At 42.4% G+C, this 12,994-nt stretch carries 14 protein-coding genes; 13 read left to right on the top strand and 1 reads right to left on the bottom strand.

The features are described from left to right. Nucleotides 1-817: 817 nt before the first annotated feature. From gvpA (IQ242_RS05795) to IQ242_RS05840, 10 genes are all read left to right on the top strand, one after another. Entirely contained in the window at nucleotides 818-1,033 is a 216-nt protein-coding gene (gene gvpA, locus IQ242_RS05795; protein WP_193959329.1) for a gas vesicle structural protein GvpA, read from the top strand. A 372-nt stretch (nucleotides 1,034-1,405) separates the two neighbouring features. Next, nucleotides 1,406-1,621, top strand: coding sequence for a gas vesicle structural protein GvpA (gvpA, locus tag IQ242_RS05800; RefSeq protein WP_002735503.1), 216 nt, complete (start codon nucleotides 1,406-1,408; stop codon nucleotides 1,619-1,621). A 395-nt stretch (nucleotides 1,622-2,016) separates the two neighbouring features. Continuing rightward, a complete protein-coding gene (gene gvpA / locus IQ242_RS05805) occupies nucleotides 2,017-2,232 on the top strand; it encodes a gas vesicle structural protein GvpA (RefSeq protein ID WP_002735503.1) in 216 nt (71 codons plus the stop codon). Between the two features lie 267 nt (nucleotides 2,233-2,499). After that, nucleotides 2,500-3,039, top strand: a complete 540-nt coding sequence (gvpC, locus tag IQ242_RS05810) for a gas vesicle protein GvpC (protein ID WP_052277529.1) — start codon at nucleotides 2,500-2,502, stop codon at nucleotides 3,037-3,039. Nucleotides 3,040-3,735: 696 nt separating this feature from the next. After that, the gene (gene gvpN, locus IQ242_RS05815) at nucleotides 3,736-4,776 is read left to right on the top strand and encodes a gas vesicle protein GvpN (RefSeq protein WP_052277530.1); all 1,041 of its coding nucleotides are present in this window, start codon (nucleotides 3,736-3,738) and stop codon (nucleotides 4,774-4,776) included. 29 nt (nucleotides 4,777-4,805) lie between these two features. Next, nucleotides 4,806-5,216: a gas vesicle protein gene (locus IQ242_RS05820; protein WP_072925191.1), complete on the top strand. Its 411-nt coding sequence runs from the start codon at nucleotides 4,806-4,808 to the stop codon at nucleotides 5,214-5,216. Further along, a complete protein-coding gene (locus IQ242_RS05825) occupies nucleotides 5,173-5,481 on the top strand; it encodes a hypothetical protein (protein ID WP_052277531.1) in 309 nt (102 codons plus the stop codon). The genes IQ242_RS05820 and IQ242_RS05825 overlap by 44 nt, the downstream gene beginning before the upstream one ends. 510 nt (nucleotides 5,482-5,991) lie before the next feature. Next, nucleotides 5,992-6,465, top strand: a complete 474-nt coding sequence (locus IQ242_RS05830) for a gas vesicle protein K (protein WP_193959330.1) — start codon at nucleotides 5,992-5,994, stop codon at nucleotides 6,463-6,465. A gap of 15 nt (nucleotides 6,466-6,480) precedes the next feature. Continuing rightward, nucleotides 6,481-7,215: a GvpL/GvpF family gas vesicle protein gene (locus IQ242_RS05835; RefSeq protein ID WP_002786504.1), complete on the top strand. Its 735-nt coding sequence runs from the start codon at nucleotides 6,481-6,483 to the stop codon at nucleotides 7,213-7,215. 14 nt (nucleotides 7,216-7,229) lie between these two features. Then, nucleotides 7,230-7,490, top strand: a complete 261-nt coding sequence (locus IQ242_RS05840) for a gas vesicle protein GvpG (RefSeq protein ID WP_193959331.1) — start codon at nucleotides 7,230-7,232, stop codon at nucleotides 7,488-7,490. Nucleotides 7,491-7,617: 127 nt separating this feature from the next. Here IQ242_RS05840 and IQ242_RS05845 read toward each other — a convergent pair whose 3' ends face one another. Beyond that, nucleotides 7,618-7,956 (bottom strand): hypothetical protein, encoded by a 339-nt coding sequence (locus IQ242_RS05845; protein ID WP_002786505.1) that lies wholly within the window; start codon nucleotides 7,954-7,956, stop codon nucleotides 7,618-7,620. Between the two features lie 92 nt (nucleotides 7,957-8,048). Here IQ242_RS05845 and IQ242_RS05850 point away from each other — a divergent pair, with 92 nt between their 5' ends. The 3 genes from IQ242_RS05850 to IQ242_RS05860 all read left to right on the top strand — a co-directional run bounded on the left by IQ242_RS05850 (nucleotide 8,049) and on the right by IQ242_RS05860 (nucleotide 12,705). Beyond that, entirely contained in the window at nucleotides 8,049-8,732 is a 684-nt protein-coding gene (locus IQ242_RS05850; RefSeq protein ID WP_002786506.1) for a GvpL/GvpF family gas vesicle protein, read from the top strand. Between the two features lie 12 nt (nucleotides 8,733-8,744). Continuing rightward, nucleotides 8,745-10,646: an ArsA family ATPase gene (locus IQ242_RS05855; RefSeq protein WP_193959332.1), complete on the top strand. Its 1,902-nt coding sequence runs from the start codon at nucleotides 8,745-8,747 to the stop codon at nucleotides 10,644-10,646. Nucleotides 10,647-10,860: 214 nt separating this feature from the next. Then, complete coding sequence (locus IQ242_RS05860) at nucleotides 10,861-12,705, top strand: AAA family ATPase (RefSeq protein WP_193959333.1); 1,845 nt, start codon at nucleotides 10,861-10,863, stop codon at nucleotides 12,703-12,705. Nucleotides 12,706-12,994 lie beyond the last annotated feature (289 nt).

Raw genomic sequence — 12,994 nt, forward strand, 5'->3', positions numbered from 1 at the left:
CTTTCTTCCAGACATCGATAATTTTTTGGCGAAAATCTACGGAATAGGGTCTCATAGGAAGCTGGCGAGTTCTATTATTTGTCTATTTGCTTTTTATTGTACCTCATAGCTCCAAGAAGTGCTATAATTTAATAGCTGGCATTTACAACTATGAACTTGCTTTAGGCTATCATCAAGTAGCTGAATAAGACTTTTGCAGGAGGTCTATAGACAAGAGGCAAGAGCAGGAATAGATAATCAGTCTTTAATAACTGGATTTAGTATAAGATAGCGATCGTTAAAACTAAAATTTCCATACATTTGTGCCTTAAGCACCTAAAAGCCTTGCTTTGCAAGGCTTTTACTATTAGTTTATTTGTTCTGTGTCCATCAAAACAGGCTCCAGCTACCCTTCCGAGTCGATTGTAGCTAGTCAAGGGTAGTCGAACAATCGCCAAGACTGCCTTGGGGTAAGGGTTTGATTATTTTTCTTGGGGGGGGGTAAGTCCAGTTATCCCCGCAAGGTTCTTGTATTTGTTTTGTTTTTAGGTGCGCTCGCCCTGCTCTCCCAATGGGCAGTTTTGCTTAGAAAAAAGGGGAGCAGCAACGACCTTGACCCGCATTTTCTGAGAATTGACTACATTTATTAAGCACAAAACTGAGAATTAACTATATTTCTTAACGAAAAAATCGAGATTAGGTATTGACAACGACAAAAAAAGGGTGTTATTGTTCAAATGCTGAAGTGATGAAGGCAGAAAAACGAAATGGATTTCTGAACCCTTGATGATTTCGGCACTGTACACTTTCTATGAAAACAACAAAAAGGTCTATTACCATGGCAGTTGAAAAAACCAACTCTTCCTCTAGCTTGGCTGAAGTTATTGATCGTATCCTTGACAAAGGTATCGTTATTGATGCCTGGGCTCGCGTATCTCTGGTGGGCATCGAATTATTAGCGATTGAAGCTCATGTAGTTATCGCTTCGGTTGAAACCTACCTCAAATATGCTGAAGCCGTTGGTCTGACTCAATCTGCGGCGGTTCCTGCTTAAGGATTGCTCCCAGATTCTCCCATCTGCTCAGTGAAAACCCTACAGGGTTTTGCAGATTCTTAGCTTTTCTTTGATCCCTATTGAGTTTAGTTACCCCTCTCTTGGGGCGCAATAGTCTATAAATGATCAGGTTGACACGGCAACGGATAGCGAAAACAAAGCTAGACCCATACAAATTATTTTTGTAAACGTGATTTTGTCCTTTGTAGCTAGGTTGACCCCCTATCACCAGATTATGAGACTCACTATTTTTCGGAATAGAAAGTCATTTTTGGAGTGGAAGCTGCGCCCCTGAGATGCGGTAGCTCGATAGATAAATTTTGGGATCAGCACTGTACACTTTCTATACAACTAACAAAAAGGTCTATTACCATGGCAGTCGAAAAAACCAACTCTTCCTCTAGCTTAGCTGAAGTTATTGATCGCATCCTTGACAAAGGTATCGTTATTGATGCCTGGGCTCGCGTATCTCTGGTGGGCATCGAATTATTAGCGATTGAAGCTCGTGTAGTCATCGCTTCGGTTGAAACCTACCTCAAATATGCTGAAGCAGTTGGTCTGACCCAATCTGCGGCGGTTCCTGCTTAAGGATTGCTCCCAGATTCTCCCATCTGCTCAGTTAAAACCCGACCGGGTTTTGCAGGTTCTTGGGTTTTCTTTAATCTCTATTGAGTTCAGTTACCCCTCTCTTGGGGCGCAATAGTCTATGTTAATAGGGTTGGCACGGCAACGGATAGCTAGAACAAAGCTAGACTCAGACAAATTATTTTTGTGACCGTGATTTTGACCCTTGTAGCTAGGTTTACCGCCTATCGCCTGAATGCCAGAATGTGAGCCTCTCTATTTTTCGCAATAGCGCAATGGAAGGCCATTCTTTAGGTAGTGAGGCCACGCCCCTTGAGATGGGGTAGCTCCCTATCTCAACTTTGGGATCAGCACTGTACGTTTTCTATACAACTAACAAACAAACAAGGTCTATTACCATGGCAGTCGAAAAAACTAATTCTTCCTCTAGCTTGGCTGAAGTTATCGATCGTATCCTTGACAAAGGTATCGTTATTGATGCCTGGGCTCGCGTCTCTTTGGTAGGAATCGAATTATTAGCGATTGAAGCTCGTGTAGTCATCGCTTCGGTTGAAACCTACCTCAAATATGCTGAAGCAGTTGGTCTGACTCAATCTGCGGCGGTTCCTGCTTAAGGATTGCTCACAGATTCTCCTATCTGCTCAGTTAAAACCTTACCAGGTTTTCTAGATTCTCGGCTTTTCTTTAATCCCTATTGAGTTTAGTTACCCCTCTCTTGGGGCGCAATAGTCTATAATTGATAGGGTAGTTCGCTATCTCGACTTTGGGATGATCAGAAAAGTCGGAATCTACTGTCTCTCCCCCCAGTCCCCGTGAAGGTTTTTCTAACGGGTGATTGGGTCTAATCCATTCCATAGTATTTAGTAATTGAGGACAACCCCATGCCTGCTCTCATGGAAAAGTTCCGCCAGGAGCGTTTATCGATTGCTGGAGAAGTAGCTAAACTCTCGCAAGAAGTCCAAGCTTTTTTGTTGGATGTCAAAACTGAAAGACAAAAACAAGCGCAAGAACAGGCAACTGCTTTGCGCCAATCTTTCCAAAAAGTTCAACAAGAAAGCCTTGCGTTTTTAACAGCTACCCAAAAACAGCGTTTAGCTCAGGCGGAAAAGCAAAAAGAGGATTTACGTCAATTTCAAGAACAACGTTTAGCTGAAGCGAAACGGCTAGAGAACGACTTACGTCAACAGCGTCTAGATCGAGCCAAACAGCTGAGAGATGATTTAAGTCAATTCCAAGAACAACGTTTAGCGGCAGCGAAGCAGCTAGAGGACGAATTACGTCAACTTCATCTAGATCGAGCCAAACAGGTGAAAGATGATTTAAGTCAATTCCAAGAACGACGTTTAGCGGAAGCGAAACAGCTAAAAGACGATTTGCGTCAATTTCGTCAAGAGTTGTCTATCTACGTTTTTGGCAAATAAATCTCTAGGTTAATTCCAACCCACTTAAGCCTAGGGCTAGAGTAAAAACCCTCTAGTCCCTTTTCCTGACTAAACTAGAGGACTATCTGAAGGTACAACAATAAGCCTTTGGTTTTAAACCTACCATGCTGATCCTGCTTTTCTAGGTTTCTAGACTTAACGTAGGGGTGGTGAGTTCCTGTAGGGGCGACCCTAGGGTTCTGGTAGATTAAGAAGTGTTATAAAACTTCACTTACTTTATAGTTAATGTTGTCATTAGTAGTCTTTTGTTGACAAAGGAGGTAAGGGAAAAGGACTGCATCTGGGCTTGTCATTGTTCAAGTCTGGAAAAGTAGTCTAGACAAGAATTTTAGCTCCTTAGCCCCTTGACTAATGAATATCCTAAAAATACCTTCAGAATCAAGGTTCTAGAGCTAATTGATGACAGTTCCTACTCTTTTGGGATATTATAGAGGTGGGCCTTAAAAGCCAAAGACGATTAACCCTGCCGTCAAATTCGGGCAACACAAGCGTCCTTGCCTACTCGGTTATGAAGGGAAACCTGAACGGGCAATTGTTAGCTCAAGAATACCCGTCCGCTTTTGGTGAAGCGTCAACCCCATTGACGCGACCATCCTAAAAAGGTGGCGTGGTGAGGAATCACCGTCCGTTTACGGCGGTGAGGATGTCAACAATGGTATTTACTAGATTTCAACTATGACATTTACTGAAACTCAAACAAGAAGATCCGTCCTCTGCCTTCGCCCTGGTCAATTTGTTGTTACGCCTTCGATTGATCAAGTTGCCACTCGCGCCTTACGTTATCTAAACGCTGGTTTTTCCATCCATCTATGTGGTCCAGCAGGAACGGGAAAAACCACCTTGGCAATGCACTTGGCCAATTGTTTAGCCAGACCTGTGATGCTAATCTTTGGCGATGATGACTTTACCAGTTCCGATTTAATTGGTAGCCAGTCTGGTTATACCCATAAAAAACTGATGGATAACTATATCCACAGCGTTCTCAAAGTTGAAGACGAGCTAAAACACAATTGGGTGGATTCTCGGTTAACAATGGCCTGTCGCGAGGGGTTTACCCTAGTTTATGATGAGTTCAATCGTTCTCGGCCTGAGGTCAACAACGTTTTACTCTCTGCCTTGGAAGAAAAAATTCTCACCCTGCCGCCCACTAGCCATCAACCCGATTACCTACAAGTCAATTCTCAATTTCGGGCAATTTTCACCTCCAACCCAGAAGAATATTGTGGGGTTCATGCCACCCAAGATGCTTTAATGGATCGGTTGGTAACTATAAATATGCCTGAACCAGACCAACTGACTCAGACTGAAATTCTGGCTCAAAAAACGGGGATTGGTCGAGAAGATGCTTTATTTATTGTCAACCTCGTCAAAACCTTTCGTGTGAAAACTGCGACTGAAAAAACGTCGGGTTTGCGCTCTTGTTTAATGATTGCTAAAGTCTGCGCCTCTCACGATATTGCGGCCAACTCCGCTGATTCGGACTTCCGTGATATCTGCGCCGATGTTCTTTTGTCCCGCACCAATTTATCTGTTGATAAGTCAAGAGCGATTTTATGGGAAATCCTCGAGGACAATCCGTTAGAATCCTTATCCTTTGTAGAGGAGACGGAGCCTTCCGATGCCCAAGCGTCAACTTCTGAGCCTTCGACAGGAAATCAATCGTTAAAAGCCATTCAATCTTTACTGCGAGGCAACTTGCCCCAGCGAAAAGACTAATTTTATACTCTTATTGAGTGAAACCAACCGTGACTTCTTCCACTTTTGCTGGCTCGCTCAAAAACCAGTCAAACAACTCCCTAAAAACAGCAACTCAAGGTTCGAGTTTAGCGGATATACTCGAACGAGTTTTAGATAAAGGAATTGTGATTGCCGGCGATATTTCCGTTTCGATTGCCTCCACTGAACTTATCAATATCCGCATTCGTTTGTTAATTGCCTCTGTTGATAAAGCCAGGGAAATGGGAATCAACTGGTGGGAAGGAGACCCCTACCTCCATAGCCAATCCCAAGCTTTACTAGCAGAAAATCGGGAACTTTCACTCCGACTGCAAACCCTAGAAACTGAGCTTGAAACCTTAAAATCCTTAACCCAATTGACTGCAATAGAGAGCCATGATACCAGTCCGAACGATGAAGCACATCCCTCAGATGCGTGAAATTCCTCACTTGAATCCTCAAAGGTTAGGAAATTTACACGAGACGATTGCCCCCCTTGATAAAGCAAGGGAAACGGCGATTAACGGCTTGCCAGGTTATCCCTACCTCCCTAGCCAATGCCAAGCTTTATTCGCAGAAAACCTGGAACTTTCACGGCGACTTCAAGCCTTAAAATCCTTAGCCAAATTAAGTGCAATCGAGAGCCGTGATCCCAGTCCGAACGATCAGTCACATTCTTTATATACATTGAAATTCCTCAATTGAATCCTCAAACGGTAAAGAAGTTTACCGAAAAATTGGGTTTAAAGCCTCGCCCTTTTAGGGCGACTTGATCTGATGTATGATATTAAGAATAGGGATCTGGGTAAGCAACCGCTTAAAAAACCCAGTCATCGCCGGATAAACGCACCTTGAAAACTAGAGTTATGGGGTTCTATAGGGGAATGCTCCTATAGGTAAAAGCTCTCAGCGTCAAGTACCAGAGAAACCAATTATTTTAGAGGTTTTGAACTGTATCGTAGGGTCCCCCGAGAACAGGCTTCTGTAAGGTCGCAAAAGTCTGAGGAGAGAACCACCTCTGGGTTGGATTTCGCCAAGAATCTAATTCAAGTGGACTCGTTAAGCCAGAAATTCTCAGCAGTGATGCTACAAGAATCCACTTCCGTTTACGGCGTGGGGTATGTCAAATCATTATTTTCCCTCAGATAAAATTTCTTGGCCAAGCTCCCCACTAGAGACTCACCGTCAAAAACTGCTCATTTACCAATTCCAACCATGACACTTGCTTGCACACCTTACGATTCTGATAATCAAGCCTTGCTGACCCGTCCAGAAAGTAATAGCCAAGCTGGTTTAGCCCCTTTACTGTTAACTGTCGTGGAACTGGTACGCCAATTGCTCGAAGCCCAAATCATTCGCCGGATGGAAAAAGGGGTTCTCAGTGAGTCTGATTTAGATAGAGCCGCAGAAAGTATCCAAAAATTGCAAGAACAAATTCTCTATTTGTGTGAAATTTTTGAGGTTGAGCCAGAAGAGTTAAATGTCCACCTAGGAGAGTTTGGCACTCTTTTACCGGAAGCGGGGAGTTATTATCCTGGAAAGGAGGGTATTAAGCCCTCTGTGTTAGAATTAGTGGATAGACTTCTCAATACAGGAGTTGTTGTGGAAGGAAATGTTGATCTGGGTCTAGCTCAACTAGATTTAATTCATCTAAAGCTTCGTTTGGTTTTAACTTCTCAGCCGGTTTAATTTGGGAGAATACTGATGACAGTGGGTCTTTATTTGTATGGAATCTTTCCGGAACCAATTCCTGACGGACTCGTTTTGCAGGGGATTGATAATGAGCCGGTTCACAGTGAGATGATTGATGGTTTTAGTTTTCTCTACTCCGCTGCTCATAAAGAGAAGTATTTGGCATCCCGTCGCTATTTAATTTGCCATGAAAAAGTATTAGAAACTGTCATGGAAGCAGGGTTTACAACGTTGTTGCCCCTGCGGTTTGGCTTAGTTATCAAAACCTGGGAATCCGTCACCGAACAACTAATTACTCCCTATAAAACCCAACTGAAAGAATTATTTGCTAAACTGTCAGGACAACGAGAGGTTAGCATTAAGATTTTTTGGGATAATCAGTGGGAATTACAAGCGGCTTTGGAGTCTAATCCGAAGTTAAAGCAAGAACGGGATGCGATGATGGGGAAAAACTTAAATATGGAAGAAATTATTCATATAGGTCAACTCATTGAAGCCACTGTATTGCAACGGAAACAAGACATTATTCAAGTCTTTAGAGATCAATTAAATCATCGAGCCCAAGAGGTGATTGAAAGCGATCCGATGACGGATGACATGATTTACAATGCAGCTTATTTAATTCCCTGGGAGCAAGAGCCAGAATTTAGCCAAAACGTTGAAGCGATCGATCAGCAGTTTGGTGATCGCCTAAGAATTCGCTATAACAATTTAACTGCACCCTATACCTTTGCCCAACTTATCTAAGGAGAGTATTAGTTATGTTTCTCGATATTTTACTTCTTCCTGTTACCGGTCCTATTGGGGGTCTGATCTGGATTGGGGAGAAGATTCAAGAGCGTGCAGATATAGAATATGATGAGGCGGAAAATTTGCACAAATTATTATTATCCTTACAACTATCTTACGATATGGGCAACATTTCTGAGGAGGAGTTTGAAATTCAGGAAGAAGAACTTTTATTAAAAATTCAGGCCTTAGAAGAAGAGGCGGCAGAAAACGAATCTGAATTTTCTCTCTAAACTGGTAATCTTTCCCACCCTATAGGCCATGGACAAAATCACAAATTGTAGCGGCACTTAGTAAGGGCGGCTTTGACAAGCTCAAGAACTCGTTGAAGCTTGGTCAGAACTAGCCCTTGATTAAGCCTTAATATTCTAGGTAAAAAGCTTGGAAATTACTAGAATTATTAGAGGAGTGAGCAACAGTTTTGGGGGAATCAGGTTTTTTAGCTAAACTTAAACTAGGAGGGTTGGCTGTACGCAAATTTTGAATACTTTGTTCTGTAGTCTCAATTTGCTCTGTAACAAACGTGAGACGATTTTTTAATTGCTGAATCTGCCGCTCCATCATTTCTAATTTTTCTTGGATACGTTGTTTTTCAGTAATTAACTTATAAAGCTCAAGTTGCTGATCTGCTTCAGATTGTTTCCGAGGCATAGTGCTAATTTTAGATCTAATTGGTCTGGGTGAACGAGTGGTTGTCATAACAATCCCTGAATAACTTAGAATATTCTAGCATATCAACGCCCCAATATAAAAACTTGTAAAAAATCGTCAATTTTCTTTTGGTAAACCCTATGAAATTGTACAACCTATATACTTACGCTTTTTTGAAAACCCCCAGAGAAAGCCTAAAATTACCCGTTGGAATGGCTAACCCATTGTTACTGATAACTGGTGGAGATATCTCGGCCGTAGTCGAACCCGAAGTTTGTTTAGACACTTTACAAAATGATGATGAGCGCTTGATTCAATCGGTTTTATGTCATGATCGAGTCATCTGTGAATTATTTCAACAAACCACTATTTTACCCCTACGTTTTGGCACATCTTTTTTAGAGTCAGAAAATTTACTGACTCATCTTTGTTCTCATGGCCAAGAATATCAAGAAAAAATTGAAGAACTTGAGGGAAAAGGAGAATATCTTTTAAAATGTATTCCCCGTAAGCCAGAGGAGCCTGTACTCTCTTCTGAAAGCAAGGGCAGACAATATTTTTTAGCCAAAAAACAGCTTTATGAAGCCCAACAAGATTTTTATACTTTGCAAGGTTCAGAATGGCAAAATCTCGTGAATTTAATCACCCAAAACTATCCATCAACGAAGATTATTACTGCTCCAGGGACAGAATCACGAATTTATCTTTTAGTTGATTTTCAAGAACAACCTTTACTAATCGAGCAAGTTTTGCATTGGCAGAAAGCCTGCCCCCGTTGGGAATTACAATTAGGACAAGTTTCTCCCCCCTATCACTTTACTTAACTTGATTTCTCTATGACTAACTTTAACTTGGTAAATAACTCTCTAAGTCGTTATGACACTCGACATTTAGTTATGTTTAGTGGCAAAGGAGGAGTGGGAAAAACTACCCTTTCCTGTGGATTTGCTCGCCGTTGGGCTAAATTATTTCCCGAGGAACAAATCCTATTAATCTCAACCGATCCTGCTCATTCTTTAGGGGATGTATTGCAAACAGAAGTTAGCGATGAAGCATCACCTGTAAAAGACTTACCCAACTTAAAAGTTAGGGCATTAGATGCGGAAAAATTGCTTTTAGAATTTAAAGAAAAATACGGAAAATTTTTAGAACTTTTAGTAGAACGGGGCAGTTTTGTTGAAGGAGAAGATTTAACTCCTGTTTGGGATTTAGACTGGCCAGGTTTAGATGAAATCATGGGTCTATTAGAAATTCAACGATTACTAATAGAGAATGTTGTTGATCGAATTGTTGTTGATATGGCCCCCTCTGGTCATACCTTAAATTTATTGGAAATTAAAGACTTTTTAGAGATTATTCTCAATTCTTTAGAGTTGTTTCAAGAAAAACATCGTGTTATTTCGCAAACTTTTGCAAAAACCTACAATGCCGATGATGTGGATGACTTTTTAGTCAAAACAAAATCAGAATTAACTGAAGGCAAACAACTCCTACAAAATAGGGATTTTACCCTTTGTTTAATTGTGGCAATTGCCGAACCGATGAGTTTATTAGAAACCGAACGATTACTCAATAGTTTGCATCACTTAAATATTCCCTGCGGCAGCTTATTTATTAATCGCATTCTAACGGATCCTAATCAAAATTTAGATCGCTATAGTGAGCAACAGCAACTCCTCGATAAATTCCTCAAAATTCCAGGTCAAGAGACAATTTTCACCCTGCCTCAACAAGCAAAAGAACCACTAGGAGGTGAAGCATTAGATCAGATCATGAGTCAAATTAAAATCCTCGAACAAGTAGAATTTATTGCGCCGCCTCCTATTCAATGGCCGCAAAAAATTCTGCCGAGTTTTAGTGATTTTATTGACGACAAACGCCAACTCATTATCATTGGTGGCAAGGGGGGGGTGGGAAAAACCACCGTTGCTGCGGCTATTGGTTGGGCGTTAGCTAATCGTCATCCCGATCAAAAAATTAGAATTATTTCTATTGATCCTGCTCATTCTTTGGGAGATGCCTTTGGGACAAAGTTAGGACATCAATCCACACAATTAACTGATAATTTAAGTGGTCAAGAAGTTGATGCTAATATCATTTTAGAAAAATTTCGGGATGATTATTTATGGGAACTGGCAGAAATGATTAGTGGTGAAGGTAAGGAAGAAGGAAACATCAAACTAGCTTATACTCCGGAAGCTTGGCGACAAATTGTAGCTCAATCTCTGCCTGGAATTGATGAAATGTTATCCCTAGTAAAAGTAATGGAGTTATTAGACCAGAAAGAACAAGATTTGATTATTTTAGATACGGCTCCTACTGGTCATCTCCTGCGATTTTTGGAAATGCCAACGGCTTTAGGAGATTGGTTAAGTTGGATTTTTAAGCTTTGGATGAAGTATCAAAATGTCTTAGGGCGTGTAGATTTAATGGGACGATTACGAACCTTAAGACAACAAGTGATGTCTGCCCAGAAAAAACTAAAAGACCCCCAACATACAGAATTTATTGGAGTTTTGCAAGCCCAAGATGCTATCGTTGCCGAACAACTGCGATTGACAGCATCTTTGAAAAAAATGGGAATCTATCAACGTTATGTCGTGCAGAATCGTTATCATGCTAATGGGGAAATTGATCGGGATTTATTCCCAGATCAAACTTTGATCCGCTTACCCAGTTTACCCCGGTCAGTAGAACCTCTAGCCCGGGTAAAAGGCGCGGCAGATCTGTTATTTTAAAGGTAATTAGTCTGATCAAGTCGGACTTCTTAACCCCATCTATCACCCAGTCCCCACGGCAATTCTCATTTTGAAACGATTTTGCGTTGTTTCAGCGATCTAGAGACTCGTTAAGAATTATTAACCCCTCTAGGTGCAAGGGTTTTAATGTCATGAAACCTTAAAATGAGAATTGCTGCAGTCCCCATCTTTCACTTGACTCAGGAGAAATTTTATGGCAGAATTATTCAAAGGCTTCGAGCAATTAGTCGAACTGGCTAAAATCTTGGAAGAGAAACTGGAAAAAGGGGAAATTAAAACCGAAATGCAATTTAATTCCCGTCCCTTGAGTAATATTCCCCGTTCTGGCGGTATTCCCCGTTCAGGGGGAGTTTCTCGTCAGAGCAATTCTGGCGGGGATGATTTTGAGGTCAATCGCAATCGCTCATCCCCCACCGATTCAGGGGTTGAAGAAAGTGTGACACCGCCCGAAAGACCGACCACGGCTTCCCTGAAAGATGTTGGTGGCTTGACGGAAGTGATTAAAGAACTCAAGGAACTAATTGCCATTCCCCTGAAACGCCCTGACTTGTTGGCCAAGTTAGGACTTGAACCCACTCGCGGCGTTCTCTTAGTCGGACCCCCTGGAACCGGTAAAACCCTGACTGCCCGTGCTTTGGCTGAAGAACTCGGTGTTAACTATATTGCCTTAGTCGGACCAGAGGTGATTAGCAAATATTATGGGGAAGCCGAGCAAAAACTGCGGGGAATTTTTGAGAAAGCCGGTAAGAATGCGCCTTGTATCGTTTTTATTGACGAAATTGATAGCATGGCACCCGATCGCAGTAAAGTTGAAGGGGAAGTCGAAAAAAGACTGGTAGCCCAATTGCTGGGTTTAATGGATGGCTTTGCCCAAAGCCAAGGGGTGATTGTTCTAGCGGCGACAAACCGTCCCGACCATCTTGACCCTGCCCTCCGTCGCCCTGGACGGTTTGACCGAGAAGTCCTCTTTCGGGTGCCTGACCGCAAGGGCCGTTTAGAAATCCTGCAAATTCTCACCCGTTCCATGCCCCTAGATGAATCGGTTTCCTTAGCTCTGATTGCCGATAATGCGGTGGGATTTGTCGGGTCAGATTTAAAAGCCGTTTGCCAGAAAGCGGCCTATAGTGCTTTGCGACGCCAGGTTCCTACGATTGACTCGCAAATTCCGGAAACAATGACGGTGGTCCAAGCCGACTTTTTGCAAGCCCTAAAAGAAGTTAAACCGGCGGTATTGCGGTCTGTGGAGGTGGAATCTCCCCATGTGGACTGGGACAATATTGGCGGACTTGAACAGATTAAACAAACCCTACAGGAGTCCGTGGAAGGGGCATTACTCCATCCGCAATTATATACGCAAACCAAAGCCCAAGCTCCCAAAGGTATTTTACTTTGGGGTCCCCCTGGAACGGGAAAAACCTTATTGGCCAAAGCGGTTGCATCTCAGGCGCGAGCTAATTTTATCAGTATTAATGGACCTGAGCTTTTGAGTAAATGGGTAGGGGCGAGCGAACAAGCGGTGCGTGAGTTGTTTGCCAAAGCTCGTCAGGCAGCCCCTTGTGTGGTTTTTATTGATGAAATTGATACTTTAGCACCGGCAAGAGGTCGTTATAGTGGGGATTCGGGAGTGAGTGACCGGGTTGTGGGACAAATCCTCACGGAGTTAGATGGGTTGCAAACGGCGGCAACGATTTTAGTGATTGGAGCCACTAATCGCCCAGATGCGTTAGATCCGGCCTTATTGCGAGCGGGACGGTTGGATTTACAGTTAAAAGTTGATTTACCGAATGCCTCTAGTCGTTTAGCAATTCTGGGGGTTCATAATGATGAACGTCCTTTAGATGATGTGGATTTAGGCTATTGGGCCCAGGCAACGGAAGGCTGGAATGGCGCAGATTTAGCGTTATTATGTAACCAAGCGGCACTGATGGCAATTCGTCGTTATCGCCATCAGGGAATGACTGACCCGGCTGATATTCGCATTACAACGGCTGATTTTAATCATGCTTACCAACTGTTGGTTGAACAGCGTGCCAATTGATTTTTTTTCCCCCTTGCTTTAGTAGGGGGGAGAATCTCAATTCAGGAAAACCATCGTAAAAAGGAAAATTTTCAAAAATGTCTGCAATAATCGGTCTAATTAACTGACGGTTCGCTCCTTTTCTATTGACAGTGTTTTTAGATAGGGTCTGCTGAAAAAGTTTTTCGTGGGGACAGGGTGTGGGGTTGTGGGGTGTGGGGTTTTACCGATTTTGAGGGGGTCAATTACCTAATTTTCAGGGAAAAAGTCCCGGAATTTTCCCCCCGATCACTCCCGGATCTGGTAATTT

Origin of the sequence: Microcystis sp. LEGE 08355 (genome assembly GCF_015207185.1) — a bacterium.
GTDB classification, from domain to species: domain Bacteria; phylum Cyanobacteriota; class Cyanobacteriia; order Cyanobacteriales; family Microcystaceae; genus Microcystis; species Microcystis panniformis.